The sequence below is a fragment of the Agromyces sp. GQ35 genome, assembly GCF_059758475.1.
Genome location: NZ_JCAXEO010000001.1, coordinates 575,935 through 600,818, shown reverse-complemented (window position 1 = coordinate 600,818; position 24,884 = coordinate 575,935). Strand labels below are relative to the sequence as shown.

At 71.0% G+C, this 24,884-nt stretch carries 21 protein-coding genes; 10 read left to right on the top strand and 11 right to left on the bottom strand.

Annotation, left to right across the window (positions count from 1 at the left end):
- The first annotated feature begins 238 nt into the window (after positions 1-238).
- The gene (locus AC6CH0_RS02775) at positions 239-1,078 is read left to right on the top strand and encodes a sulfurtransferase (protein ID WP_498098166.1); all 840 of its coding nucleotides are present in this window, start codon (positions 239-241) and stop codon (positions 1,076-1,078) included.
- Positions 1,079-1,228: 150 nt separating this feature from the next.
- On the opposite strand, the gene AC6CH0_RS02770 is transcribed toward AC6CH0_RS02775, so the two are convergent.
- Positions 1,229-2,065, bottom strand: a complete 837-nt coding sequence (locus tag AC6CH0_RS02770; RefSeq protein WP_498098165.1) for a class I SAM-dependent methyltransferase — start codon at positions 2,063-2,065, stop codon at positions 1,229-1,231.
- Positions 2,066-2,262: 197 nt separating this feature from the next.
- Between AC6CH0_RS02770 and AC6CH0_RS02765 the strand changes: the two genes are divergently transcribed.
- Positions 2,263-3,219, top strand: coding sequence for an FKBP-type peptidyl-prolyl cis-trans isomerase (locus AC6CH0_RS02765; RefSeq protein WP_498098164.1), 957 nt, complete (start codon positions 2,263-2,265; stop codon positions 3,217-3,219).
- A 219-nt stretch (positions 3,220-3,438) separates the two neighbouring features.
- Here the strand turns inward: AC6CH0_RS02765 and AC6CH0_RS02760 are convergent, their stop codons facing one another.
- Together AC6CH0_RS02760 and AC6CH0_RS02755 are read right to left on the bottom strand one after the other, a co-directional pair.
- A complete protein-coding gene (locus tag AC6CH0_RS02760; protein ID WP_498100992.1) occupies positions 3,439-4,200 on the bottom strand; it encodes an energy-coupling factor transporter transmembrane component T family protein in 762 nt (253 codons plus the stop codon).
- Positions 4,201-4,337: 137 nt separating this feature from the next.
- Positions 4,338-6,134: an ABC transporter ATP-binding protein gene (locus AC6CH0_RS02755; protein WP_498098163.1), complete on the bottom strand. Its 1,797-nt coding sequence runs from the start codon at positions 6,132-6,134 to the stop codon at positions 4,338-4,340.
- Between the two features lie 192 nt (positions 6,135-6,326).
- Here AC6CH0_RS02755 and AC6CH0_RS02750 point away from each other — a divergent pair, with 192 nt between their 5' ends.
- Positions 6,327-6,743, top strand: a complete 417-nt coding sequence (locus AC6CH0_RS02750; protein WP_498098162.1) for a transferase — start codon at positions 6,327-6,329, stop codon at positions 6,741-6,743.
- Between the two features lie 10 nt (positions 6,744-6,753).
- Here the strand turns inward: AC6CH0_RS02750 and AC6CH0_RS02745 are convergent, their stop codons facing one another.
- Both AC6CH0_RS02745 and AC6CH0_RS02740 read right to left on the bottom strand, forming a co-directional pair.
- The gene (locus AC6CH0_RS02745) at positions 6,754-8,511 is read right to left on the bottom strand and encodes a PHP domain-containing protein (protein ID WP_498098161.1); all 1,758 of its coding nucleotides are present in this window, start codon (positions 8,509-8,511) and stop codon (positions 6,754-6,756) included.
- Positions 8,512-8,740: 229 nt separating this feature from the next.
- Positions 8,741-9,802 (bottom strand): LLM class flavin-dependent oxidoreductase, encoded by a 1,062-nt coding sequence (locus tag AC6CH0_RS02740; protein WP_498098160.1) that lies wholly within the window; start codon positions 9,800-9,802, stop codon positions 8,741-8,743.
- A 267-nt stretch (positions 9,803-10,069) separates the two neighbouring features.
- Between AC6CH0_RS02740 and AC6CH0_RS02735 the strand changes: the two genes are divergently transcribed.
- A complete protein-coding gene (locus AC6CH0_RS02735; protein ID WP_498098159.1) occupies positions 10,070-11,254 on the top strand; it encodes a baeRF3 domain-containing protein in 1,185 nt (394 codons plus the stop codon).
- A gap of 75 nt (positions 11,255-11,329) precedes the next feature.
- Here the strand turns inward: AC6CH0_RS02735 and AC6CH0_RS02730 are convergent, their stop codons facing one another.
- Positions 11,330-11,686 (bottom strand): hypothetical protein, encoded by a 357-nt coding sequence (locus tag AC6CH0_RS02730; RefSeq protein WP_498098158.1) that lies wholly within the window; start codon positions 11,684-11,686, stop codon positions 11,330-11,332.
- A gap of 184 nt (positions 11,687-11,870) precedes the next feature.
- On the opposite strand from AC6CH0_RS02730, the gene AC6CH0_RS02725 reads away from it, so the two are divergent.
- Positions 11,871-12,869: an LLM class F420-dependent oxidoreductase gene (locus AC6CH0_RS02725; RefSeq protein WP_498098157.1), complete on the top strand. Its 999-nt coding sequence runs from the start codon at positions 11,871-11,873 to the stop codon at positions 12,867-12,869.
- Positions 12,870-12,944: 75 nt separating this feature from the next.
- Positions 12,945-13,652, top strand: coding sequence for a 4a-hydroxytetrahydrobiopterin dehydratase (locus tag AC6CH0_RS02720; RefSeq protein WP_498098156.1), 708 nt, complete (start codon positions 12,945-12,947; stop codon positions 13,650-13,652).
- Between the two features lie 12 nt (positions 13,653-13,664).
- Here the strand turns inward: AC6CH0_RS02720 and AC6CH0_RS02715 are convergent, their stop codons facing one another.
- Entirely contained in the window at positions 13,665-14,261 is a 597-nt protein-coding gene (locus tag AC6CH0_RS02715) for a TetR/AcrR family transcriptional regulator (RefSeq protein ID WP_498098155.1), read from the bottom strand.
- 130 nt (positions 14,262-14,391) lie between these two features.
- Here AC6CH0_RS02715 and AC6CH0_RS02710 point away from each other — a divergent pair, with 130 nt between their 5' ends.
- Positions 14,392-16,179, top strand: a complete 1,788-nt coding sequence (locus AC6CH0_RS02710) for an MFS transporter (protein WP_498098154.1) — start codon at positions 14,392-14,394, stop codon at positions 16,177-16,179.
- A 65-nt stretch (positions 16,180-16,244) separates the two neighbouring features.
- Here AC6CH0_RS02710 and AC6CH0_RS02705 read toward each other — a convergent pair whose 3' ends face one another.
- Both AC6CH0_RS02705 and AC6CH0_RS02700 read right to left on the bottom strand, forming a co-directional pair.
- Positions 16,245-16,796, bottom strand: a complete 552-nt coding sequence (locus AC6CH0_RS02705) for a hypothetical protein (protein WP_498098153.1) — start codon at positions 16,794-16,796, stop codon at positions 16,245-16,247.
- Positions 16,797-17,006: 210 nt separating this feature from the next.
- Positions 17,007-17,282 (bottom strand): glutaredoxin family protein, encoded by a 276-nt coding sequence (locus tag AC6CH0_RS02700; RefSeq protein WP_498098152.1) that lies wholly within the window; start codon positions 17,280-17,282, stop codon positions 17,007-17,009.
- A gap of 69 nt (positions 17,283-17,351) precedes the next feature.
- Between AC6CH0_RS02700 and AC6CH0_RS02695 the strand changes: the two genes are divergently transcribed.
- On the top strand, positions 17,352-17,789 hold the full coding sequence (locus AC6CH0_RS02695) for a YdeI/OmpD-associated family protein (RefSeq protein ID WP_498098151.1): 438 nt from the start codon (positions 17,352-17,354) through the stop codon (positions 17,787-17,789).
- A 37-nt stretch (positions 17,790-17,826) separates the two neighbouring features.
- Here AC6CH0_RS02695 and AC6CH0_RS02690 read toward each other — a convergent pair whose 3' ends face one another.
- Together AC6CH0_RS02690 and AC6CH0_RS02685 are read right to left on the bottom strand one after the other, a co-directional pair.
- The gene (locus AC6CH0_RS02690; RefSeq protein ID WP_498098150.1) at positions 17,827-21,390 is read right to left on the bottom strand and encodes a TM0106 family RecB-like putative nuclease; all 3,564 of its coding nucleotides are present in this window, start codon (positions 21,388-21,390) and stop codon (positions 17,827-17,829) included.
- An 87-nt stretch (positions 21,391-21,477) separates the two neighbouring features.
- Positions 21,478-22,119, bottom strand: coding sequence for a TetR/AcrR family transcriptional regulator (locus AC6CH0_RS02685; RefSeq protein ID WP_498098148.1), 642 nt, complete (start codon positions 22,117-22,119; stop codon positions 21,478-21,480).
- Positions 22,120-22,210: 91 nt separating this feature from the next.
- Here AC6CH0_RS02685 and AC6CH0_RS02680 point away from each other — a divergent pair, with 91 nt between their 5' ends.
- Both AC6CH0_RS02680 and AC6CH0_RS02675 read left to right on the top strand, forming a co-directional pair.
- Positions 22,211-23,785 carry a purine-cytosine permease family protein gene (locus AC6CH0_RS02680; RefSeq protein ID WP_498098146.1) on the top strand — a complete coding sequence of 525 codons (1,575 nt, stop codon included), beginning with the start codon at positions 22,211-22,213 and terminating at the stop codon, positions 23,783-23,785.
- Entirely contained in the window at positions 23,782-24,816 is a 1,035-nt protein-coding gene (locus AC6CH0_RS02675) for an agmatine deiminase family protein (protein WP_498098144.1), read from the top strand. The genes AC6CH0_RS02680 and AC6CH0_RS02675 overlap by 4 nt, the downstream gene beginning before the upstream one ends.
- Positions 24,817-24,884 lie beyond the last annotated feature (68 nt).

The following is a 24,884-nucleotide window of genomic DNA, read 5'->3' as shown; positions in this document are numbered from 1 at the left end:
AGTGGGTGCGATTCATGACCGACCATTCGGTCACTATTTCGACTCTCTCGAAGATACGTTGCGTTGCGAGGCATCCGCAAGCCGTCGTTATGCAACGGAGACACGGATGCTGCGAATCGGGGCGCCCTCGTCGGTCGAGTAGTGAGCGCAGCGAGCGTATCGAGACCCGTCGGCGGTGGATGGTCTCGATACGGCTCTGGCGGGCCGACTCGACCGGCGGGTGAGCTTGGATGGAGGCATGCCGATTCTCATCGACGCGCACGAACTCGCCGAACGCCGCTCCGCAGGGCTCAACACTGTCGTGCTCGACGTGCGATGGTCACTCGCCGCGCCCGATGGATCCGGGGCGTATCGCGCGGGCCACATCCCGGGCGCGGTCTACGTCGACCTCGACGACGAGCTCGCCGACCATGGAGCGACGGGGGAGGGGCGGCATCCGCTGCCGTCGGAAGCCGCCTTCACGCGGGCGATGCAGCGCTGGGGCCTGCACGACGCCGACACGGTCGTCGTCATGGACGACCTCGGCAATCAGTCATCCGCGCGGGCATGGTGGCTGCTGCGGCATGCCGGTGTCGATGACGTGCGCATGCTCGACGGCGGCCTCGCGGCATGGATCGCCGCGGGGCATCCGCTCGAGACCGGTGACGTCACGCCCGAGCCCGGCGACGCTACCGCGCACTTCGGCTCGATGCCGGTCATCGACAGCGACGCGGCTGCGGCGATTCCCGCCGACGGAGTGCTGCTCGACGCGCGCGCCGCGGAACGCTACCGGGGTGAGGTCGAGCCGATCGACCCGCGCGCCGGACACATCCCGGGTGCACGCTCGGCGCCGAGCGGTGACAACCTCGACGCCGACGGCCGATTCCTCTCGGCTGGCGCGCTGCGCGAGCGGTTCGCGGCCCTCGGCGCCGAGCCCGGAGTACCGGTCGCTGCGTACTGCGGATCCGGCGTGACCGCGGCGCACGAAGTCGCGGCGCTCGCGATCGCGGGCATCGGTGCAGCGCTCTACCCCGGGTCGTGGAGCCAGTGGTCGAACGACGACTCGCGCCCGGTCGCCACCGCGCTGCCGGTCGAGTAGGGCGCCCACCCGCCGGTCGAGTTGCGAGCGCCACCACCCGCCGGTCGAGTAGCGAGCGCCGGCGAGCGTATCGAGACCCTGCGTGCTGGTCTCGATACGCGTCCTCCTTCGTCGAGCGCTACTCGACCGGCGGGGCTTCCGTCGTCCGGGCTACTCGACGGGCGGGGGCGGCGCGGCCGGGCGCCGACCGACCGCGATGAGCGTGGTCGCATCGACCGACGTCACGTCGCGCTCGGCGAGGGCCGCGAGGTAGCGCTCGCGCACGCCGGCGATCTCCTCGTCGGAGAGGTCGGCGAGGAGCCTGTGGAGCGCGGTGCCGAGCACGAGGGTCCAGGCGAGATCGGGCGTGAGTTCGAGGCGCCGCTGCACGGCTTCGGCGCGCACGCCCACGAGACCGAGATCGGTCAACCAGTGGGCGAGGCTTCCTGGGGTCCCGGTCTGCTCGAGCCCGGCGGAGCGGGGTGCGTGCTCATCGAGCCCTGCGTCGCCGTCGGGCAGCGCCGCGGCGAGCAGTTCGGGCAGCGGTTCCCATGCCCCGCGCGCCCACACCGTGATGGCGACCCGACCGCCCGGGCGAGCTCGTTCGATCAGGTGCCGGGTGCCGGCGTCGACGTCGGGGAAGAAGAAGATGCCGAGCACGCACTGCACGAGGTCGTAGCCCGTGGGCTCCCAACTCGTGACATCCGCCGTGTGCAGGCGCAGTTGCGGCATCCGCTCGCCTGCTCGCTCGCGCGCGATCTCGACGAGCGGTTCGGCGAGATCGACCGCGTCGACGACCCCGCCGACGCCCACGAGTTCTGCGGTCGGCAGTGCCGACGCCCCATCGCCGCAGCACGCGTCGAACACGAGCTCGTCGAATCGCGGGTGCGCCCGCGCCACCGCCGCGGTCGAGACGGGATTCCAGAGCGCGTCGTCGAGCTCGGTGAAGGATGCCGCCGCGTCGGCGAATCCTCCAGCGAGGTCAGGTTCCCCAGCCTTGTCCCCCATCTGCCTATTCTCGCGCTGATCGGGCCGGATCGAGGGAACTTCGGCGGTCATGCAGCGAATCGCCGCCGTGGTTCGATCGGCCGCCGGCGCGACAGGCCGGCCCCGAACCAGCCTCGCGAACACCGTCTCAGGCAATCGAAAGCAGAACCGTGCAGACTGGAGGCACTCCGCACACGACCGAATCGAGACACCTCCCCATGAATCGCGCCCTGCGCCGCGCCGCGCCCTTCGCGCTCGCCTCCGCGGCAGCCCTGCTCCTCGCCGGTTGCGCCGGCAGCCCAGCACCTGAGGCATCCGAGACCCCCGACGCTGCAGCGTGCATGGACGTGAAGCCCGGCGAGCTCAGCGACGGCGTCACCGTCGAGGGCGAGTTCGCGGCGTCGCCGACCGCGACGTTCACGACGCCGCTCGAGGCTGAGAAGCTCGAACGCACCGTCGCGATCGAGGGCGACGGCGACGAGACCATCGCAGGCGACCCCATGAACGTCGTCGTCACCGCGTTCTCGGGCACGAGCGGCGAATCACTGTTCTCGCAGCCCACGACCATCACGGCCGGCGACGAGAGCGTGTTCGAGTCGTTCCTCGCGGGCATCGACTGCGTGCCCGTCGGCTCGCGCACCGTGACCGTGGCCCCCGCGTCGACGCTCTACGGCGAGACCGGCAACGAGACCATCGGCGTCGCCCCCAATGAGACCGTCGTCATCGTGATCGACGTCGTCGAGGTGCAGCAGCCCCTGAAGCCCGCCGAATGGACCGAGAACCCGCCCGAAGTGAAGTTCGGCGCCGAGGGCGAAGCTCCGACGGTCACGCTGCCGTCGGGCGAGCCGTCGACCGAGCTGCAGCTCAAAGTGCTCGAAGAGGGCGACGGAGCCGAGGTGCAGGCCGGCGACAGCGTTACCGTGCAGTACCAGGGCACGAGCTGGAACACCGGCGAGATCTTCGACCAGAGCTACGGCGGCGAGCCGGCGACCTTCACGACCGACGGCGTCATCCAGGGCTTCGGCGCGGCGCTCGTCGGGCAGAAGGTCGGCACGAAGCTGATCGTGACGATTCCGCCGGAGTACGCGTACGGCACGGATGCCGCGGCGCACGCGCTCGGCGGACAGACCCTCGTGTTCCTCGTCGAGATCGAGGACACCGCAGCGGCGAAGTAGCGCACTGCTCGAAGGGCCGGACGGCATGCCGTCCGGCCCTTCGTCGTTCCCGCCCGCGGCACGCCGTCTCGGCCCGCTCCCGCCGCTCTGCGGAGCGGCCCCAGGGATTCAGGCAATAGGCCGCCATTCAGGACGAAACGACGAATTGCGTCCTGAGCAGCGGCCTATTGCCTGATGCGGGCGGTGTGGGTGCGATGCGTGCGGGCGGGCCGGCGGCGTTCAGCGGCCCCACGTGAGCCAGGCGACGACCGCGCTCGCCGCGAGGAAGCACGCCGTGAACACCGTGTCGCGCACCCGCCACGGCGAGAGGTGCCGCTCGGTGCGGGTGCGGTGCGCGCCGAAGGCGCGGGCGTCCATCGCGAGGGCGACCCGCTCCGCGTGGCGGATCGCCGAGGCGAGCAGCGGCACAGTGTAGCCGAGCGCACGTCGCACGGCCGAGATCGGTCCGCGTCCGACATCCGTGCCGCGCACTCGATGGGCGGCCCGGATGATCTCGAGCTCGTGGCCGAATCGGGGCACGAAGCGCAATGCCGCGAGTGCCGTGTAGCCGAGGCGGTACGGCACCCGCAGGTTCTGCACCATCGAACGCACGAACTCGGGCCCCGTCGAGGTGACGCCTGCGATGAGGGAGAGCAGCAGGATGGCGAGGATGCGCAGCGCCGTCGCGAGTCCCACGAGGTAGGCGGCGAGCGAGAAGCGCCAGTCGCCGATCGCGACGAGCGTGACGGATGCCGCGGGCTCGCCCGCCACGCTCGACGGATCGACCCACACGCCGAAGGTCACGCCGAGCACGAGCGCCGCGACGGGTGTGCCGAGAAGCAGCGCGGCGACCGCGCGCCACGGCAGCCGGGCCCCGATGAGCAGCACCACCGCCGCGAACACGATGAACGCGAGCGGCACCGCGATGCCGCGGCTGAACATCACCAGCACGATCACGGGCAGCGGCGCGGCGAGCTTCGCGAGCGGGTTCAGGGCGTACAGGAAGCGCGTCGGCCGCCGCGACCGGTGCTCGGCGAACGGATCGAGGAGGCGGGATGTCGCGGGGGTGCCACTGCGGGAGTCGTGGCCGTCGAGCGTCACGCCCTCGCCGCCGACCGGGAGCACGCCCTCGCCCGTGCTCACGAGGTCACCGCAGAGGAGACGGGCAGTTGCGACATCCGGCTCACCCCATGCCACGACGGATGCCGCTCGAGTCCGCGCGTCGCCCGCGCGAGCGGCGGGTGCCGGAGCCCGGCCTGCTCGACGAGCGGCCCGGCGAGCACCGCTGCTGCCGGTCCGACGTCGAGGAGCCGGCCGTCGTGCATCACGGCGATGTGGCTCGCGTAGTCGGCGACGAGTTGCAGGTCGTGGGTCACGACGAGCACGGTGGTGCCGTCGTCGTTGAGGGCGCGCAGCATGTCGAGGAGTTCCGATGCGCGGGCGCGGTCCTGCCCGAAGGTGGGTTCGTCGAGCGCGAGCAGCGGTGCGCCCGCGATGAGCGCGGTGCCCACCGAGAGCCGGCGCTTCTGCCCGCCGGAGAGGAGGAACGGATGCTGTTCGCGGAGCGACTCCAGCCCGAATCGTCGCAGCATCGCATCGACCCGCGGTTCGGCGTCGGCGTCGGGAATGCCCTGCAGGCGCAGACCCTGCGCGAGTTCCTCGGCGACGGTCGGCGCGATGAACTGGTGCTCGGGATTCTGGAAGACGAAGCCGATGCGTCGGGCCCGTTCGCGGGCATCGCAGCGCGAGGGGTCGACGCCGAGCACCTCCACGGTGCCGCGAGGCGCGGGAATCACGCCGGCCAGCGCCTGCAGCAGCGAGGTCTTGCCGGCTCCGTTCGTGCCGACGATGGCGAGGAAGTCTCCCGCGGCCACCTCGAGGTCGACGCCGTCGACGACGATCGGGCCGCGCCGACCGCCGCGCCGAACCGAGAGGCCATGAGCACGGATGGCCGGACGTGTGGAGCTCCCGTCAGAGCCGCCGACCGGGCCGCCAGCCGCCGCGGGCGAACCGACCGTCGGCTTCGGCGACAGCGCCGTCGAGCGCACGGGCGACGAATCGCTGAGCGGCGCCGGCAGCATCGGCAGGGCGTCGAGGGCGGCGCCGAGCTCGGCGGGTGTGAGCGGCAGCGGTTCGAGTACGACGCCGGCGTCCCGCAGCCGCATCGCGGCGAGCGTCGACACGGGCAACCAGACGCCGAGCTCGGCGAGTTCGTCGGCACGCTCGCGCAGTGTCTCGCGGGCGGGCCCGTCGATCACGAGCCGGCCGTCGGCGTCGAGCACGATCACGCGGTCGACGATGTCGACGGCCGCGTCGAGGTTGTGCTCGACGAGCACCACCGCGTGATCGCGGTCGCTCGCAAGCTCCCGCAGCACCGCGTAGACCTCGTCGATGCCGGCCGGATCGAGGTTCGCGGTCGGTTCGTCGAGCACCAGCACCGGCGCCGCCATCGCGAGCGCGCACGCGACGGCGAGCCGCTGCCGCCCGCCGCCCGAGAGGGTGTCGGGGTTGTCGGCGCGGCGGTCCCAGAGGCCGACGAGTTTCAGGGCCCGCTCGGCACGCTCGAGCACTTCGGATGCCTCGACGAGCTGATTCTCGGGTGCGAAGCACACCTCGTCGAGCACCGTGCCGGTCACGATCTGCGCGTCGGGATCCTGGAAGACCATGGCCACGTGCTCGCTCAGGGCGCCGACCGGGTGTTCGCCCGTGTCGAGCCCCGCGACGAGCACCGTGCCGTCGAGCAGCGCGGGCACGGCGTGCGGAATGAGCCCGTCGAGCGCGAGGGTGAGGGTCGATTTGCCGCATCCGCTCGGGCCGAGGATCAGCACGACCTCGCCCCGCGCGACCGTGAACGACACGTCGATCGGGGTGGCCCGATCAGCGCCCTCGTGACGGATGCTCACGCGGTCGAGCTCGAGGAGCGGTGCAGGGGGCATGGCTGGGCCTGGGCGGGGTTTCGGTCGGCGGACGGCCCGCGACGCGGCATCCGTTGTGGTGATGAGGAAAGCCTAACCTCACGAGCCGATCGGGTGCTGAGCGCTCCAGCCGCGACCTCGGGAATTCCCCGGTCAGCTGCAGTGTTGTACCAGTGTTCGGGTGTGGAGTCACCACCCCGGAAGGAGGAGAACGTGGGCATCAGTTATGTCGAGTTCGAGGACGAAGCCGGGATCACGCGTCGCTATCGCAAGCACGTGAACGGCCGGGGCCTCGTCGCCACGACGGCCAAGGTCGACCCGAGCGCGTTCGTCGACCCGACGGCCTACGTCGACCCCGGTGCTGAAGTGCAGCGGGGCGCCCAGATCGGCCCGGGCGGCTGGGTGGAAGGCGACGCGATCGTCGCCGAGCGCGCCGTCGTGGGCGTGAACGCGCACATCGGCCGCCGTGCCGTCGTCGGCCGCAACGCCGTCGTCGGCCCGTACGCCAACATCGGGCGCGACGCCAAGGTGCAGAACGGCGCACGCGTGCCGCGCGAACTCACGATCGCCGACGGCGACGAGTACCGCGCATCGAGCGACGACCTGCGCCGGCTCGGCCTCGCCGCCTGAGCGAGCTGTCTCAGCGCACGTCGACGAACACCGGGTTCGCGTAGAACCAGGTGTCCTGCCAGGGGTCGCCCTCGCCGTCGCCGTGCCGCTGCGGGCCGGCGGGGTCGACCGCTGACCCGTGGTAGCCGACGCCCAGACGCTTGCCGTCGCTGCCGCGGAGCCGCACGTAGAACGGCCGCTCGACGTTCTCGAAGGTCTGCGTCAGCGTGAACGTGCCGCGCCGGCCAGTGGTGTCGAACTGGCGCACCACACGCGTCTCGGGCGCCCGGATCGCGTCGGGGTCGGCAGAGGCGCCGGTGATCGGGCCGGCGATGACGTCGACGTGCGCAAGCAGGGGCACGATGCCGGCGGCGTTCGCGTAGTCCGTCGTGGTCACGGTGATGCTCACCTCGACGTCCTGTCCGCGCCGCGCGATCACGCGGCCGCCGAGCGTCGCGCCGGCTCCCGCGGCGTTGCCCCATCCGTTGCCGTTGCCATTGCCGCGACCCTTGCCGCGGCCCGGCATCGTCGCCCGGACGCGCACGTCGAGCCCCTGCAGCAGGTGGCCGTGGTCCACCCACATCCGCCCGAGTCGCATCGCCTCGAGCACGCCGGCATAACTGCGCGTGGTGACACCCGTGTGCAGTCGTGAGAACTGGCCCGGCCAGAAGTCGCTGCCGCCCTGGGGCTGGCCCGTGTCGACGGGGTCGGGTCGCTTGCCGAGCACCGACCAGCGGTCGAACTCGTTCGGCAGGCTGGCGTAGGGCTCGCCATCGGGGTAGGGGCCGATGGCCCAGGTGTCCTTCACGGTGAGGTGGTTGTCGGAGTTCGCCGTGATCCAGAACGGCTTGCCTTCGGCGAGCAGCGCGTCCCAGAGGCCGCCGACGGTGGCGGTGGCCCAGTCGAATCCGCCGTACGGACGGTAGGCGTCGGCTGGGAAGCCGGGCCAACTGTCGGCGCGAGGCGCGTTCGTGTACTCGCCGCGCTGGTCGCCCGGGTTGACGTTGCGAGCGATCGCGGAGCCCTGCGCACCGGGCGATCCCTCCATGCCGATCATGATGGAGGGGTCGGCGTCGCGCCAGGCGCGCAGCTCGTGCGGGGAATCGATGCCGAGGCGCAGCGGATGATTCGCGAGCACGACGACGTCTTCGATCACGCCCTCGCGCTTCTGTGCGCCGAGCCACGCGATCGCCTCGGCTGCCCTGCGCTCCCACTCCGCCTGCTGCGCCGCATTCGCCGGTCGCTCCCAGCGGTTGAGCTTGCCGTCCCACGCCAGTTCGAAGGCGCGCAGCACACGGGCGGAATCCGGCCCGGGGGCGATCAGCACCGAACCGTGCTCTGCGGCCGGGATGTACCACTCGAGGCCCTGGAAGATCAGCAGCTCGCGAGCGTCGCGTTCATGCTGGATCTGCTCGAGCTCGGAGAAGACGCCCCGCTCGGCATGCGCGAAGTTGCTGTGCTCGGTGAACGCGAGCCAGTCGACGCCGTACCGTTCGGCGGCGTCGAGCTGGTGCGCGAGCCGGTACTTCGCATCGTGGCTGAACTGGGTGTGCACGTGGTGGTCGCCCACGAGCCAGTCGAGCTGCGGGTCACCGGCTCCGCCCGCGGTGCCGGATGGGACGGCCGATGCCGTCGGCGCCCCGATCATGTCGACGGTGCCGGCGAGCGCACCCGCCGCGAGCACGAGTCCTGCGGTGCGCAGCATGTCGCGGCGAGAGAAGCCGAGCCGAGCGAGTTCGGCGTCGGCGTCATGGGGCTGCGCGGCGTCGGGCGCGTTGTGGTCGCACATGGGTCGTTCCTTCGATCGTGGATGTCGATCGCACGCTAGAAGGTGCAGGTGTCCCGTCGGCAAACGCGAGGTTGACGCCGCACGCCTCGCTGCCCGAGCCGCGCCGGCGGGTCTCGATACGCTCGCTGGCGCTCGCTACTCGACCGGCGGGTCTCGAGGTCGGTCGAGCAGTGACGAAGGAGCGCATCGAGACCCCAGCGCCGGTTCTCGATACGCTCGCTGGCGCTCGCTACTCGGCCGGCGCGGCGAACAGCTCGCCCGCGAGCAGCTCGAGCGTCCGCTCGCGTCCGGGGGTGGCGTCGCTCGGCTCGCTGTCGTACGAGCCGCCGATCGGCGCGAGCATGACCTCGTCGATGCCGTGCCGTGAAGCCAGCGTGCGAAGTTCGGCCGCGGCGCTCGACGGATCGGCGATGATCCAGCGCTGTTCCATCGAGGCGATGATCTCGTCGCCCACCGAGTCGGTCGGCGCGGCGAGCGCCTCCTCGACGGTCTCGAGCGGCCGCATCGGCCGGTTCGTACGCAGCCGCGCCATCGAGTGGAGTTGCGGCAGCGCACGCGCCCGTGCTTCTTCGACGGTCGGCGCGACCGAGGCGTTCACCGTGAGGAACGTCTCGGGTGCCGGGTGCGCCTCGCTCGGCTGGTACTCGGTGCGATAGAGCTCGAGCGCGCGCTCGAGGCCCTCGCCCGAGAAGTGGTTCGCGAACACGTACGGCAGGCCGAGCGATGCGGCGAGCTTCGCCGAGTAGTCGCTCGATCCGAGCAGCCAGAGCGTCGGGACATCCGTCGCCGCCGGCGTCGCCGTGATCGCGTACTCGCGCCCGCTCGTGAGCCTCAGCGTGGCGCCGTCGGGGGAGAGCAGCGAGAGGATGTCGGCGATGTGGTCGGGGAAGCGGTCGACGTCGGCCGTCGGACCCGAGATGCGCAGCAGTTGCGTGATCACCGGGTCGCTGCCGGGTGCCCGGCCGATGCCGAGGTCGATGCGGCCGGGCGCGAGCGCCTCGAGTGCCGCGAACTGCTCGGCGACGACGAGCGGCGCGTGGTTCGGCAGCATCACGCCGCCCGAACCGACCCTGATGCGCTCGGTCTTCGCTGCGATCGCGGCGATCAGCACCGGCGGCGTCGTCGAGGCGACCGACGGCATGTTGTGGTGCTCGGCGAACCAGTAGCGGGTGAAGCCGAGTCGGTCGGCCAGCTGCGCCAGGCGAACGGATGCCGCGAGCGCACCCGAGCTCGTCTGGCCGCTGCGCACCGGAATCAGGTCGAGCACGGAGAGGCGCGGTGAAGAAGTCATCCCTTTCGGCAACCGGCGCGTGGGGTGCCGTATTCCGGGGAATCATCTGGGAACGTCCCGCGCGCGTGAGCGGGCGAAGACGCGCCCTCCCATCCCACGCATGAGGGCGTGTTTTCGCCGTCTCGCATGGGGAGGCGACGTGTCGCATCTTCGAGCGGCGTGCGCCTGTGGTTCGCCTGAATGGGGGTGTCGCTCGCGCGTCGCGGTTCATAGGCTGGGGAGCGAGCGACGTCGCTGTCGCACGACTCGATTCCTCGGGAGGAAACGATGACGATTCACTACGAATTGCCCACCGCAGCCGACTTCGCCGCTCTGGCCGGTCCGCACCATCCGGCGATCACGGTCTACGTGTCGACGTCGCCGGTGGTGAGTGAGCGAGAACGCGCCGAGGTCGCCGTGAAGAGCGCGTTCGATGAGGCGCTCGAGCGGTTGAAGGGCGTCGAGCTCCCAGCCGCGGATGTGGCCGCGATCCGCGCCGAGCGCGACCGCGTCGTCGGCGATTCCGCCCTCTGGGGGTCGCTGGGCCGCTCGCTGGCGATCTTCGTCTCGCCGGGCTTCAGCGAATTGTTCGTGCTGCCCAACCGCCTCGACGACGCCGTGCACGTCGGCTCGCACTTCACCCTCGGCCAGCTGCTGCGTGCGCCGAGCCAAGACCAGGAGGCCTTCGCGCTCACGCTCTCGGCCAACGAGTGGGCGCTCTGGCACGCGACGCCCACGGAACGCGCGGTGAAGTTCGACATCGACGCTGCGCACGACAAGAGCCTCGACGATGCGATCAACCGCGATCCGTCCGACGACGACAAGCCGCGCGGTGGCAAGCACGGCGACCGCGGCGTGCAGGGCGATGAGCGCAGGAAGGGCTTCTTCGAGTTGTACGCCAAGCGCGTGGCCGACGCCGTGCGCCACGAGTTGATGCAGCGAGACCCCGACGACCGGGTGCCCCTGCTCGTCTTCGCCGCAGAGCCGCTGCTCAGCCTCTTCATCGATCGGGTGCGCAACGGTCGCCGCATCGTCGGTGTCGCCGGCGCACCTGATCGCCTGGGCCCCGCCGACATCGACGACGCGGTGCGCGAGCAACTGGCGGCCCTGAACATCGCCGAGGCGGATGCCGCGCTGCGGGGTCTGACCGAGGGCGCCGCCGGCCGGGTCGAACACGACCTCGCTGCGATCGGACGCGAAGCCGCCGAGGGCCAGGTCGAGGTGTTGTGGTTCGACTTCACGACCTCGGTGAACGGCACGCTCGACCGCGAGTCGGGGGCGATCCAGTTCTCGAGCGGCCAGGGGGTCGGCGACCAGCTCGATGACGGAACGCGCGCCGGCGACCTGCTGCCCCAGCTCGCGCTGCTCGTGATGTCGAAAGGCGGCAAGGTCGTCACCGTGCGCAGCGACGATCTCGACGGCACGGTGTGGACGGGGCCGGCGATGGCCGAGCTCAGGTTCGCGCTGGCGTAGGCCGAGCCGGCGCCTGGCGCAGACGACGGATGCCGCGGCCGCAGGCGAGCCGCGGCATCCGCTCGCTCGAACCGGTCAGCGCCGAGCGCCCACGTGCTCCCGAAGCGGGAGCACGAAGCCCTCGCGCCACCGGAACCGGATCACGACCTCTTCGGCGTGGGCGTCCTCGATGATCGCTTCGACCGACGCGTCGGTGGGCTGGTCGGTGGGCTGGTACGGGACCGGCGTCCGCGGCGGAGTCTCCCGCAGCTCGAGCCAGAGGCTCCTGGCATGGGGCACGACGCCGGGGTTCGCGGCGACGAGTTCGAGCTTCCAGCCCGGGCTCGCGCAGCGGCCGGAGCCGGAGACGTGGATGAGTCGGGTGTCGGTCGTCTCGATGACGATCGCGCGGAAGTCGGCGGCCGAGAATTCGCAGTGCTGGGGTGCGCTCATGCGGTCGAGGCTAGGGCCGCAAAGATGAGGTCGCCTCAGGGCTGGCGCTGAGATCGGGCTGCGGTGCGGGTCTGGCGCGGCTGTGGGCGGCTGTGGGCGGCTGTGGTGCCGGCTGGGATCCGGCCACTCGATGCGGTCGCACGAATCGATTCGATTTTTGCCCCGCCGCCCGTATGCTGAACCAATGCGATTCGGAATGTTCGTTCCCCAGGGTTGGCGCTACGACCTCGTCGGCATCGAGCCGGCTGAGCAGTGGCAGACGATGCACTCGCTCGCCGAGTCGGCCGATGCGCCCGACTCGCCCTGGGAATCGATCTGGGTCTACGACCACTTCCACACCACGCCGGTGCCCTCGGCGACCGAGGCGACGCACGAGGCGTGGAGCCTCATGGCCGCCTTCGCCGCGTCGACCTCGCGCGTGCGACTCGGCCAGATGTGCACGTGCATGAGCTACCGCAATCCCGCCTACCTCGCGAAGGTCGCGGCGACGATCGACCTCGTCTCGGGCGGCCGGGTCGAGATGGGCATCGGTGGCGGCTGGTACGAGCACGAATGGCGGGCCTACGGCTACGGCTTCCCCGAGATTCCCGAGCGGCTCGGGCGCCTGCGCGAGGGTGTCGAGATCATGCACCAGGCCTGGACCACGGGCTCCGCCACGCTCGACGGCAAGTACTACCAGGTCGACGGGGCGATCGTGCAGCCGCAGCCGCTGCAGGCGGGCGGCATCCCGATCTGGATCGCCGGCGGCGGCGAGAAGGTCACGTTGCGCATCGCCGCGAAGTACGCGTCGTACACGAACTTCGCCGGCTCGGCCGAGGAGTTCGCACACAAGAGCGAGGTGCTGCGCGGCCACTGCGAGAACCTCGGCACCGACTTCGATGCGATCACCCGGTCGTCGGAGTTCCACACCATCGTCGGCTCGGATGACGCCGACGTCGCGCGACGCCTCGCGGCCGTCGAGGCGCGCGTCGCGCCGTTCCTCGGACCCGAGAAGACCGCCGCCTACATGTCTGCCTACCACGGGCCGAGCGGGGCAGTCGGCACGCCGTCGCAGGTCGCCGCGAAGCTCGCCGAGCGCCGCGAGCTCGGCCTGGGTTACTCGATCCACTACTTCCCCGAGGCGGCCTACGATCGCTCGGGCCTCGAGCTGTTCGCGGCCGAGGTCATCCCGGCGCTGGGGTAGTCGCCGCGCCGGTGCGATGCTCGGGGTGGATTCTCTCCTGTCGCTGCAGCTGAACGCGAGATAAGCTCCGCATTCATGGACATGCTGAAGGGCGAACAGATCGCCGCGGCCAACCTGGCCGAGTGGCGCAAGCTGGCTCAGGGATTGCACGCCCGCTACCTGGTCGACGACTTCGGCGCCGGCGCACGGTTCGTCGTCGCGGTGGGCGAGGCGGGCGACGCGCTCGGCCACCACCCGCGCGTGTCGATCGGCAATGGGTACGTCGATTTCAAGTTGATCACCGACGACGCCATCTACCGCGACGACGAGGGTACCGAACACGTCGTCGAATGGGTGACCCAGCGCGACGTCGACCTCGCGCGACGGATCACCGAGATCGCCGCCGACCACGAGGTCGCCGCTGACCCGGCCTCGGTCAGCCACATCGAGCTCGGCCTCGACACGGCCGACTCCGCGACGATCGCCCCAGTGTGGGCGGCCCTCCTGACCGGGAGTGCGGAGTCCCAGGGCCGCGGTTCCCCCAGCGACGAAATTCGGGACGCCACAGGGCGGGTGCCGAACCTGTGGTTCGGGGACGCCAACGAGCACGAGGTCCCGCGTCAGCGGTTCCACGTCGAGGTCTATGTGGCGCCCGAGGTGGCCGAGCAACGGATCGCCGCCGCTCTCGCTGCGGGCGGGACCGTCGTCGACGACAGCGACGCGCCCTCGCTCACGGTGATCGCCGACCACGACGGAAACACGGGAATCGTCTGCGTCGACGTGTCTGCTGCGAATCAGGGGTGAGCGCGAGGCTCCCTAGCGGAGCCCGCGCATGAGCAGGCCGAGCAGGCGCGGAAGGTCGTCGGATGCCTCGGCGCGGGCGTCGGCGTCACGGCGCGGCCGCGACGCGGCCCATGCCAGCGACCCGGCCATCACGAAGAGGTCGCGGGCCGAGACATCCGCTGTCACCGCGCGCTCTTCGCGAGCCCGGGCGAGGAGCTTATCGGTCGCGCCGACGAGGGTGCTGCACGAGGCGCCGAGCGGTGACTGCTCGTTGTTGATCGACTGCGCGATGGAGTCGGGCAGGCCGTCCCACGTATTGGCGTGACGCGCCAGCGCGAGCATCCAGGTGTCGAGTGCGGCGCCGGCATCGTCGTCGGCGAGCAGCTGCTCGCTGAGCTCGTTCAGGGCGTGCCGGCTCTCGACGAGCGCGGCCTCGAGCAGGCAGTCGCGGTTGGGGAAGTGCCGGTAGAGCGTGCCGGGGCCGACGCCGGCGCGGCACGCGATGTCGTCGAGCGAGGCGTGCGTGCCGTGTTCGGCGAAGGCGTCGCCGGCTACCCGCACGATGGCTTCGTAATTGCGGCGCGCGTCTGCGCGCATTGGCCGCGTCGGCGCGGCGGCTTCGATGCTCACGGTTCCTCCTGCGGGGCCGCGCACGGCGGCTCGCCTTGACAAAGCGGAGACTGTCTCCGTATTGTCAGGTGGACAAGGGGAGACTCTCTCCGGATATCAGCCTAACCCAGTGAGACCAGGAGCACCAGCAATGAGCGAAGCGCCACCCGCGACCGTCTCCGAGACATCCACCCGCACCGAGACATCCACCCGCACCGAGACATCCACCCGCACCGCGACCGCCGCCGTCCCCGCCATCGCCCATGTCGTCGACGGGGCATCCCGCCGCCCTGCGGCCTCCGCCGCCGGCTCGACCGCAGCACGCCTGGCCGGGCGCACCCTGCTCGGCCTCATCGTCGTCTTCATCACCCAGCTCATGCTCGTGGTCGACGCGAGCATCGTGAACGTCGCATTGCCGCACATCCGCGACGAGCTCGGGTTCAGCCCGACCAACCTCTCGTGGGTCGTGACGGCCTACGCGCTCGCATTCGCCGGACTCATCCTCTTGAGTGGGCGCATCGGCCAGATGGTCGGGGCGCGGCGCGCGCTCATCATCGGCACCGTGATCTTCATCGCGGCATCCGCTCTCGGCGGTTTCGCCGTGAACCCCGAGATGCTCGTCGCGGCACGTGTGCTGCAGGGCGTCGGCGCAGCGCTCGCAGCTCCGTCCACGCTCGTGCTGCTGCTCGCGAACACCGTTCCGGGAGCGCAGCGCAACCGGGCGATGGCGCTGTTCGTTCTCGCGGCCGGCTCCGGCGGCGCGATCGGCCTGATCCTCGGCGGGGTGCTCACGACGAGCCTCGGCTGGGAGTGGGTGATGTTCGTCAACGTGCCGATCGGGTTCGTGATCATCGCCGGGGCCGTCGCGTTCCTGCGCGAGACCGAGCGCAGCCGGGCGCGGCTCGACATCGGCGGCGCCTTCACCTCGACCCTCGCGATGGTGGCCCTCGTCTACGGCTTCACCGTCGCCGCGGAATCCGGCTGGCTCGACCCGCGCACCCTCATCGCGTTCGCGGTCGCAGCGGCCTCGCTCGTCGCACTCGTGCTCATCGAACGACGTCATGCGAGCCCGGTCGTGCAGCTCGCCTACTTCCGCGCCCCGCGCACGGCCGTGCCGTTCTGGGTGATGCTCTTCGTGCCGGCCGGAATGTTCGGGTTCTTCTACTTCGCCACGCTGTTCACGCAGAACGTGCTCGGGTTCGACCCGCTCGGCACGGGGCTCGCGCTCCTGCCCTTCGTCGGCAGCATGCTCATCGTCAACCAGCTGACGCCGCGCTTCGTGGCACGGCTCGGCGAGCGGGTCGTCGCGGTCACGGGGCTCGCACTGCTCGCCGGCGGCATGCTCTGGATGGCGCAGCTCGGCACCGCGAGCACGTTCCTCTCCGGCATCCTCGGTCCGGCGATCGTGCTCGGCTTCGGCGCCGGCCTGACCTTCGCGCCGATCACCTCGATCGTCATGGCGCAGGCGCCCTCCGACGAGGCCGGCCAGGCGTCGAGCCTCTTGCAGGGCATGCAGCAGCTAGGCGGCTCGATCGGCGTCGCGGGCCTCACGACCGTCTTCGCGGCCGTCGCCGTGAGCGGCGGCGAGGCGCGCGGCATCGCCGCGGCACTCATCGGCGGCACGGTGTTCCTCACGGTCGGGCTCGTGCTGTTCGCGGTGTGGGGCCGGCGTGCACCGGCCGTCGACGGAGCAGATGACGGCGATGGGGTGGATGGCGGAACCGATCGTGCCGGGGGCGATCCGGCAGGGCACGAGGTGACGGATGGCGCGACGCGCGCGTTCGATCGTGACGGCGTGCGCGTTGCCGCTCGCGTCACCGGCGGGCGCGCGGGCCGCGTGCGCGAAGGCGCCCGACGTGATGGCACCCGACGTGATGGCACCCCTCGGGGTCGCAGCCTCGCCGCCGCGCTCGCGTTCGCCCCATCATCCGACGACTGAACCCGCGCACGGCTTGACGCTGCCCAGGCGTCAACCACTCAGCAGCCACGCACGCTCTGGAACGCTCAGAGCGTGCGTGTCTGCTGTGCGGTTTCGACGATCGGCGCGAGCCAGCCGCTGATCGGGCGAGCGACGCCCGCCTCGTCGGTGACGGCGGCATAGGGGAGCGCGAGCAGGTCGCCCGCCTCGAGATCGGCCGGCAGGTCGATCTGCACGGGCGCGAGGCATCCGCTCGCCGATCGGATCGTGGTCGGCACGGCGCGAGCCACCGAGGCCCGCCCGATGAGCCTGGCTTCGATCCAGGTGGGTTGGAGCGACACGAGTTCGGCGTCGATCGTGACGGTGCGCTCGTTGCGGTCGGCGGATGCCTCGACCACTCGCGCTACCGCGACGCCCGTGCTGCCCGCCGACGCGGCCGGGTGTCCGCCGGTGCCGCGCACGACCGCGACGCCGAGATGCACGGCGGGCGTGCCGCACAGTTCGACGAGACGAAGCAACGAGACGCCGCCGACCTCGACGTCGGTGATGGTCGCGCTGGTCGCTGCGGGCCAGGCATCGGGGTCGATCGGATCGGGGATCGAACGTCGAAGGGTCGGCAGCAGCCTGGTCAGCGTCATCGGGCACCCACCGCGACACGGCGGCGCCATGGGGCCCGTCGGAGACCTGTGATCGCGCCGGTGGTCGGAGGCATGCCTCAGTTGTACGCCCGACGCGGGGACCGTCGCTCGTTTGTTACGCGATGCTGACGGCGGGAGCGCGTTCGCTCACGCATCTCATCCGAGGATCGTCTTCGGCGCGGGCGGTTGCGACGCCGGTACGGGCGGTTGCTACGCCGCGATGGCCTCGTCGAGCTTCGCCGCGAGCTCGGCGTCGCTCGGCTCGGTGAAGTGCGTGCCGTCGGGGAAGACCACCACGGGGATCTGCGTGCGACCGCTGATCGCCTTCGCGCGGTCGGCGCCGTCGAGCACGGTCTCGAGGTCGACGTAGTCGTACTCGACGCCGCGGCGGTCGAGCAGCGCCTTCGAGCGGCGGCAGTCGATGCACCACTCCGCGCCGTACATCGTGACGCGGGCAGGGTTCAGATCGGATGCAGGGGAAGTCATACCCATAACCTACGTAGGTACCCTGTGCAGTATTCCCAGCAACCAGGCCGCGGTGCCAGACTCGACGCCATGCGGTTCGAGACGACGATGACCCAGACCGGCAACAACACGGGCATCGAGGTGCCACCCGAGGTGATCGAGGCGCTCGGCGCGGGAAAGAAGCCGCCCGTCACCGTCAACGTCAACGGCTACGAGTACCGCAGCACGGTCGCGGTCATGGGCGGCAAGTTCATGATCTCGTTCAGCTCCGACAAGCGGGCGGCGACCGGCATCGGCGGCGGCGACCCGATCGTCGTCGACCTCGAGGTCGACACGGCGCCGCGCACGGTCGAGGTGCCCGCCGATCTCGCGACCGCACTCGACAGGGCGCCAGGGGCTCGCTCCGCGTTCGATCGGCTGTCGCCGAGCGCGAAGAAGGCGCACGTCACGGCGGTCGAAGGCGCGAAAGCCGCCGAGACGCGGCAGCGCCGTATCGACGGCATCGCGGCGAAGCTCTCGGATGCCTGACGTCTCTGCACGTGGTCGCTTCGATGCCTGCCGCGGCTCAGCGCACGCCGACGAGTCGGATGAACGCACTGAGCTGCGCAACGCCCTCGGGCGTGTACGGCAGTGCGTCGAGGAGGCCGGGCGAGTAGAGCAGGTACGCCGCCCACTTCGCCCGTGAGATCGCGACGTTCAGTCGGTTCTTGAGCAGCAGGAACTCGACGCCGCGCGGCGCAGCAGCAGCCGACGATGCAGCGAGCGAGACGATCGCGACGACCGCCTCTTGGCCCTGGAACTTGTCGACCGTGCCGACGGGCACTTCGGTGAGTCCGGCGGCGTCGAGCGCGGCGCGCACGACGGTAAGCTGCGCGTTGTACGGCGTCACGACGATGAGGTCGCTCTGGGCGAGCGGTCGCGAGCGAGCGGATGCCGCGGCATCCGCCGACTCGGCTGCGCCCGGCCCCTCGATCCAGTCGCGCCCGAGCAGTGACAACGCCAGCTCCACGACGGCGGACGCCTCTTCGGTCGAGGCCGTGGTGTTGCCGGCGTGCTCGATCGGCAGCGCCGTCAGCCCGGGCGCGACGCCCTCGAGTCGGCGCTCGGATGCCACCGGGTGCGAGTGCAGCTCGCCCTCGTACGACAGCTCCGAGACCGGTCGCGCCACGGCGGGGTGCATGCGTCGGCTCTCGGCGAGAAAGTACCCGAACTCGGCTGGCAGCACGTCGTGGCCGTCGGCGATCCAGCCCAGCGCCGAGGTGTCGATGGGCTCTGGGTGGTTGCCCTGGCTCACCTGCGGCAGCTGCTGCGGGTCGCCGAGCAGCAGCAGGTTGCGGGCGGCCACCGCGGTGGCGATGGTCGAGGCGAGCGAGAACTGGCCGGCCTCGTCGATGACGAGCAGGTCGAGCGAGCCGCGGGCTACCCGGTCGGTGTTGGAGAAGTCCCACGCGGTGCCGCCGATCACGAAACCCGATGACTGGTGCGCCGCCGTGAACTCGGCCACCCCGTTCTTCGCGATCGCCGTGTAGGCATGGGCGCTCGCCTCGCTGGCGTCTTTCGGTGCCTTGGCGACGAGTTCGGGGTCGAGCCCCGCGCCGATGACCGTGTCGAGCACGTTCTCGACGACGGCGTGGGACTGGGCGACGACGCCGACCTTCCAGGCGTGGTGGCCGACGAGCTCGGCGATGACGTGCGAGGCGAGATAGGTCTTGCCGGTGCCGGGAGGCCCCTGCACGGCGAGGTAGGAGCCGTCGAGGGTTCGCGCCGAAGCGACGACCGCCGCGACGTAGTCGTGATCGGCGGACAGCGGCGCGAGCGGCACCCCGCCACGGGTGCGCGGCGGCACTCGTCGCAGCACATCGATGGCCGGGTTCTTCGGCCAGGCCGGATATGCCCGGGCGACTCCCTCGGCCCACTCGAAGATCGCGCCCTGCTGGCGGCCCGCCGGCGGCGGCGTGCCGGGTACCACCGCCATCGGCAGCTCGTGCCAGGTCGCGCCGGCGATGGCGCGCTCTTCGACGACGAGGCCGTCGTCGAGCACCTCGAGCACCCGAACCGAGTTCTGCCCGCGCGAGCCCGGCCGCAGGCCCTGCCGCGCGAACGGCGCCGGCGGCTCGTAGAGCGCGAACAACTCGGAGCCGACGCTGAACCGCGAGCCCGGCGCGATGCGCCCGTGCAGCGTCACTTCGCGCCGGTCGACGCGGTGGTGGTCTTCGCGGTACCAGCGCTGGGTGACGGCGGATGCTTCGGGGTCGACGACGAGCACGTCTCGATGGTCTTCCCATGCCTCGAGCGGCTGCTCGACCCGGAAGAAGTGCGACCACCAGAAGCTCTTCGCCTCGCGGTCGTGGTAGTCGATGGCCGCGGCCGCAAGGGCCAGCGCCGTGTGGTCTGCGTCGCGATCGGGGTCGTCGGGCGGCCCGGCGATGCCCTGCAGATGCAGTGCCAGGGGCGAGGGCTCGTAGACCTTGCCCGCGGCCTTCGCGGCTTGCACGAGCAACGACTCGGGCACGGGCTCGACGCCGGCGTCGCGGGCGAGGCCCTGCAGCCAGTCGCGCAGGCGCAGAGTCGATACGCAGTCGTAGCGGTTGTAGTCGGCGAGATCGTCGAGCACGTGCTGTGCCGCGGCCGCGCCGGTGAGGCCGGTGGCGGGATCGGTGCCGCCCGTGGCGGCGAGTTCTCGGGCGCGAACGTACTCGAGGATCGAGTCGCCGCCCGACTTCACGTCGGCCTCGCGCAGTTCGGTGCCCATGTAGAGAGGTTCGAGCTTCTTGATCGAGTACGAACGGCTGCCGACTCGCACGGCACGTTTCACGACGGGGTAGAGGTCGACGAACACGCCGTCGGCGAGTAGCTGATCGACCGCGGCCTCACCGACGCCGTGGCGGGCCGCCATCGTGAGCAGGTGGGTGCGCTCGTAGCTCGCGTAGTGGTAGATGTGCATGTTCGGGTGAGCGGCTCGGCGCAGCGCCACGAGCGCGAGGAACCGCTCGAGCGCCACCCGTTCTTCGGCGAAGGAGTGCGCCCACAGCGGCGTGAACTGCTCGGCGGTGTCGACCATGCCGAAGAGGTAGTCGAGCCCCCAGTCGTCGGCCGCGCCCTCGGTGTAGAGCGGATCGCCCTCGAAGTCGAAGAAGAGGTCGCCGGCATCGGGCTCGGGAATCGCGGCGAGCGATGCCGCGTCGCGCACGACGACGGGCGGGGGCAGCGGCGGGTCGTCGGGGGAGCGGAGCCCCGCGGCATCCGCGGCCCGCTCGGCCGCCTCGGCCTCGAGCTGCAGTCGCGCCTGCACGCGGAGGTTCTCGATGGTCGCGTCGAGTACGCCGGGTACCGGCCCGACGGATGCCGCGAGCGCATCGATCGTCGTGATGCCCGCGTCGAACAGGGCGGCGCGCTGGGTGACCCGGAGCCCCGCGACGAGCAGCACGTCGCGGTGCCCCTGCACCTCGAGATCGCACGTCGGGCAGCGCCCGTCGAGGGCGTAGCGCGGATCGCCCCACACGACAGGGCCGGTCTCGGCCAGTCGGTCGGCCACGATCTGCTCGAGCCGCTCGCGGCGCAGGCGGTAGACGGGGGCGATGTCGTCGAGACGGTGCACGCTCGTCGAGCCGTCGCCGAGCAGCAGTTCGACCGTGTCGGCGCAGGGCACGCGGGTGCGCTGGAGCTGTTCGGCGTAGGCGGCGAGTTGCAGCAGCGCGGTGACCCGTGCCCGGCGTGCGAGCTTGGAGTCTTGCACGAGGTAGCGGCCGTCGGGCTGGCGCACGATGAAGTCGGCGAAGCCGATGAACCCCTCGTCGGCGAACGTCGCCTGGAAGACGACGGGCGCTCCGGCGGCGAACGCCGCCTGGGTGGCCTCGACGGCGGCAGCGACCGCAGCGGGGTCGCGCACGTCGGGGCGTTCGATCTCGACGACGCCGGCGCCGAGCTCGGCTCGATAGGACTCGAGCACCCGGAGTTCGTGCTGGTCGCCGAGCCGGCCCGAGCGCTCGAGCATCGCGTCTTCGGGGTCTGGCACCTTCTCGATGCGGCCGAGTTTCGCGTCGAGCGCCCGGAGGAAGGCGAACTCGCACTCGGACGCCTTCTTCAGGTCGCTCGCGCTCGTGACGACGGAACCGTCGACCAGGTACATCGGGGCCCCTTCCGTCGTCAGGCTCTCACCGTATCGGCGGCGGCCGACATCGTGAGCATCAGCGGGCTCGACCGGCGGATGGAGGGCTCAGCCGGCGGATGGCGCCGTGAAGAGCAGCGCCCCGCGCGTCATGCCGAGCATGCCCTCGACGGCGTGGCTGATGAGCGAGCCGCGCTCGGTGGCCTCGCCCCAGAGCACGAGGGCCTGCGCGTTGAGTCCGTCGACCATGCCGAGCAATTGCCAGGCGACGGATGCCGTGTCATCCGTCTCGAATTCCCCGGCGGCGACGCCCGCCTCGATGACGCCCTGCACGACGGCCTGCCAGGCATCCATCTGCTGGCGCACGCTCGCGGCGAGCGCGTCGTTGCGTCGCCCGAGCCCCCACGCCTCGACCCACACGACGGTGACGTCGTCTCGCGTGCGATCGAGCAGCGTGGAGAGGAGCAGTGCGAGGCGTTCGCGCGGGGTCGGATGCGCGGCGAGCAGTGCGACGACCTCGTCGATCTCGGCGCTGACGACGCCGGCGAACGTGGAGGCGATGAGCGCCTCCATGTTGGGTTCGTAGTGGGCGACGAGTGCCGGTGCCACGTCGATGCGCGCGGCGATGCTGCGCAGCGTCACCGCGGCGAGGCCGTGCTCGAGCGCGAGCGATCGCGCGGCATCCGCGATCTCGGCCGAGCGCTCGGCCGGGCTCTTGCGCTCGGCCTTCTTGCGAGGAGGTCTTGACATCGTGGCCTCAGTCTATGTACATTCGCTGCAGTTGTTGATCAGTTGATCAATAGTGATCGAGTCCCCGGTCGCCACGAAATGAGACCCCCACATGAGCAATGAAGCCAACCGGGCCGCACCACCAGCCACCCCGCACCCCACCGCCGGCCACACCGGTGTCACGAGCCCCACGACCGACCGCGCCGGCCACGTCGAGACCCACGGCGCCGACTACATCCCGCCGTCCGAGCGCCACGGCCGCCCGCGCGAGCTCTTCTGGGTGTGGATGTCGGCGAACGTCATCTACCTCTACTTCGTCATCGGCGGGGTGCTCATGCTCCTCGGCCTCTCACTGTGGGAGGCGCTCGTCATCACGGTGCTCGGCAACCTCTGGTGGGCGGTCGTCGGCCTGCTCGCGATCAGCGGCCCGGCCTCGGGCACGCCGAGCGTCGCGGTGATGCGCGCGATGTTCGGCGTGCGCGGCAGCCGCGTCTTCGGCGCCGGCCTCGGCGTCGCGATCGGCATCTTCTACGAGATCATCAACATCGCCTTCGCGACGCTCGCGGCGCTCGCGCTCCTCGCCCAGTTCGGCATCGCACTGCCGGCGGGCGCGGAGTGGGCCGTGCTCGTCGTCGTCGCCGGGCTCAGCTTCGTCATCGGCGTCTACGGGCACGCGACGATCCTGAAGCTCGCACCGTACTTCTCCGCCGCGCTCGCCGTGGTCTTCATCGTGCTCGCCGTCTTCGTGTTCGGCGCGGCCGACTTCAGCTACGAGCCGGTGCCGCTCGCGCCCGCCGAGCACTGGGCGATGCTCCTGCTCGGCTTCGCGATCGTGGCCTCCAGTCCGCTGTCGTGGGGCACCGGTGCCGACTACGCCCGCTACCTGCCGGCGGATGTCTCCAAGCGCGCCGTCGCCTGGTGGACCGCGCTCGGCGGCTTCGTTCCCGCGATCGTGATCGGCACGCTCGGCGTCATCGCGGGCACCGCGATCGACATGACCGATCCGCAGCTCACGATCGCCGAGATCGTGCCCGGATGGTTCACGCCGGTCTTCCTCGCCATGATCGTGCTCTCGAGCATCACGAACAACGTGCTCGTCGCCTACTCGACCGGGCTCTACGCGCAGGGCCTCGGACTCCGCGTCTCGCGTGCGGCGACGGTCGTCATCACCGGTGTTGTCGCGACGGCCGCCGCCGGCTGGTTCGTCTTCATCGCCCCGAGCTTCCTCGACACGCTGAACGCCTCACTCGAGCTCGCGGTGACCGTGCTCGGCCCGCTCGTCTCGATCTACGCCGTCGACATCCTGCTGCGACGCAACCGCTACGACGGCCGCGCGCTCACCGACGAGCGTCGCGGCAGCCCGTTCTGGTACCACGGCGGAGCGTTCTGGCCAGGGGTCATCGCGATGCTCGTCGCGACGACGGTCGCCGCGCTCTCGGCCAACACCACCCTCTACGTCGGCCCGATCGCCGCGGCGCTCGGCGGCGCCGATCTCTCGGCCATCGTGGGTCCGCTCGTCGCCGGCGGCCTGTACGCAGTGCTGTGGCTGACGACGCGGCCGTACCGCGACCCGGCGGCACGTCCGTCTGCGACGGTCGAAGCCCGTGACCTCGGAACATCCGCGGGCCATGATGAGACGACGGATGCCGCGGCATCCGCTCACCGCAACCTGGAGGTTCCCGCATGACCTGGCGCATGCCCGCAGAGACCGCACCGCACGAACGCACCTGGATGGCGTTCCCGTGCGAGGGGCTGACCCTCGGCGCCGAGGCCGCCGAACGCGAAGAGGGCTACGCGGCGTGGACCGCCGTCGCCAACGCCGTCGCCGAGTTCGAGCCCGTGACGATGGTCGTCGACCCGAGCGAGGTCGAGCGCGCGCGCCGCATGCTGAACTCCGAGATCGAGCTCGAGATCGCGCCGCTCGACGAGTTCTGGATGCGCGACTTCGGCCCCACCTTCGTCGTCGACGACGAGCGGCCGGGCATGCTCGGCGCCGTCGACTGGATCTTCAACGGCTGGGGCGCGCCCGAGTGGGCCGAGTGGACGAAGTCGGCCGAGATCGCCCGCTTCGTCGCCGGCCGGGTCGGTGCCGAGCTCGTGAGTTCGGTGCTCGTGAACGAGGGCGGCGGCATCCACGTCGACGGCGAGGGCACCGTGCTCCTCACCGAGACGGTGCAGCTCGATCCCCGCCGCAACCCCTTCGCCGACCGGGCGCGCGTCGAGGCCGAGTTCGCGCGCACGATCGGAGCGACGCACGCGATCTGGCTGCCGCGCGGCCTCACACGTGACTACGACGACTTCGGCACCAACGGACACGTCGACATCGTGGCGACCATCCCGTCGCCCGGCACCCTGCTGCTGCACGAGCAGCGCAACCCCGAGCACCCCGACTTCGAGGTCACGCGCGAGCTTCGTTCGCTGCTCGCCCAGACGACGGATGCCGCGGGCCGCAGCTGGAACATCGTCGACCTTCCCGCGCCCGAGACGCTGCGCGACGACGAGGGCTTCGTCGACTGGAGCTACGTCAACCACCTCGTCGTCAACGACGGCGTGATCGCGTGCGGCTTCGGCGAAGAGCGAGCGGATGCCGCGGCGCGCGAGATCCTCGAAGCGGCCTACCCCGGCCGTCGTGCCGTGACCGTCGACTCGCGGGCGATCTTCGCGCGCGGCGGCGGCATCCACTGCATCACGCAGCAGCAGCCGGCGGTGGCATCGTGAGCCGGTCGAGGGGCGACGAGCCCCGCCGGTCGAGTAGCGACGCCCCCCGCCGGTCGAGTAGCGAGCGC

Excerpts from the sequence above, each read along its gene's own strand:
- AC6CH0_RS02775 (WP_498098166.1), top strand. The coding sequence starts at position 239 with ATGCCGATTCTCATCGACGCGCACGAACTCGCCGAACGCCGCTCCGCA.
- AC6CH0_RS02770 (WP_498098165.1), bottom strand. The coding sequence starts at position 2,065 with ATGGGGGACAAGGCTGGGGAACCTGACCTCGCTGGAGGATTCGCCGAC.
- AC6CH0_RS02765 (WP_498098164.1), top strand. The coding sequence starts at position 2,263 with ATGAATCGCGCCCTGCGCCGCGCCGCGCCCTTCGCGCTCGCCTCCGCG.
- AC6CH0_RS02755 (WP_498098163.1), bottom strand. The coding sequence starts at position 6,134 with ATGCCCCCTGCACCGCTCCTCGAGCTCGACCGCGTGAGCATCCGTCAC.
- AC6CH0_RS02745 (WP_498098161.1), bottom strand. The coding sequence starts at position 8,511 with ATGTGCGACCACAACGCGCCCGACGCCGCGCAGCCCCATGACGCCGAC.
- AC6CH0_RS02740 (WP_498098160.1), bottom strand. The coding sequence starts at position 9,802 with ATGACTTCTTCACCGCGCCTCTCCGTGCTCGACCTGATTCCGGTGCGC.
- AC6CH0_RS02735 (WP_498098159.1), top strand. The coding sequence starts at position 10,070 with ATGACGATTCACTACGAATTGCCCACCGCAGCCGACTTCGCCGCTCTG.
- AC6CH0_RS02730 (WP_498098158.1), bottom strand. The coding sequence starts at position 11,686 with ATGAGCGCACCCCAGCACTGCGAATTCTCGGCCGCCGACTTCCGCGCG.
- AC6CH0_RS02725 (WP_498098157.1), top strand. The coding sequence starts at position 11,871 with ATGCGATTCGGAATGTTCGTTCCCCAGGGTTGGCGCTACGACCTCGTC.
- AC6CH0_RS02720 (WP_498098156.1), top strand. The coding sequence starts at position 12,945 with ATGGACATGCTGAAGGGCGAACAGATCGCCGCGGCCAACCTGGCCGAG.
- AC6CH0_RS02710 (WP_498098154.1), top strand. The coding sequence starts at position 14,392 with ATGAGCGAAGCGCCACCCGCGACCGTCTCCGAGACATCCACCCGCACC.
- AC6CH0_RS02705 (WP_498098153.1), bottom strand. The coding sequence starts at position 16,796 with ATGACGCTGACCAGGCTGCTGCCGACCCTTCGACGTTCGATCCCCGAT.
- AC6CH0_RS02700 (WP_498098152.1), bottom strand. The coding sequence starts at position 17,282 with ATGACTTCCCCTGCATCCGATCTGAACCCTGCCCGCGTCACGATGTAC.
- AC6CH0_RS02695 (WP_498098151.1), top strand. The coding sequence starts at position 17,352 with ATGCGGTTCGAGACGACGATGACCCAGACCGGCAACAACACGGGCATC.
- AC6CH0_RS02690 (WP_498098150.1), bottom strand. The coding sequence starts at position 21,390 with ATGTACCTGGTCGACGGTTCCGTCGTCACGAGCGCGAGCGACCTGAAG.
- AC6CH0_RS02685 (WP_498098148.1), bottom strand. The coding sequence starts at position 22,119 with ATGTCAAGACCTCCTCGCAAGAAGGCCGAGCGCAAGAGCCCGGCCGAG.
- AC6CH0_RS02680 (WP_498098146.1), top strand. The coding sequence starts at position 22,211 with ATGAGCAATGAAGCCAACCGGGCCGCACCACCAGCCACCCCGCACCCC.
- AC6CH0_RS02675 (WP_498098144.1), top strand. The coding sequence starts at position 23,782 with ATGACCTGGCGCATGCCCGCAGAGACCGCACCGCACGAACGCACCTGG.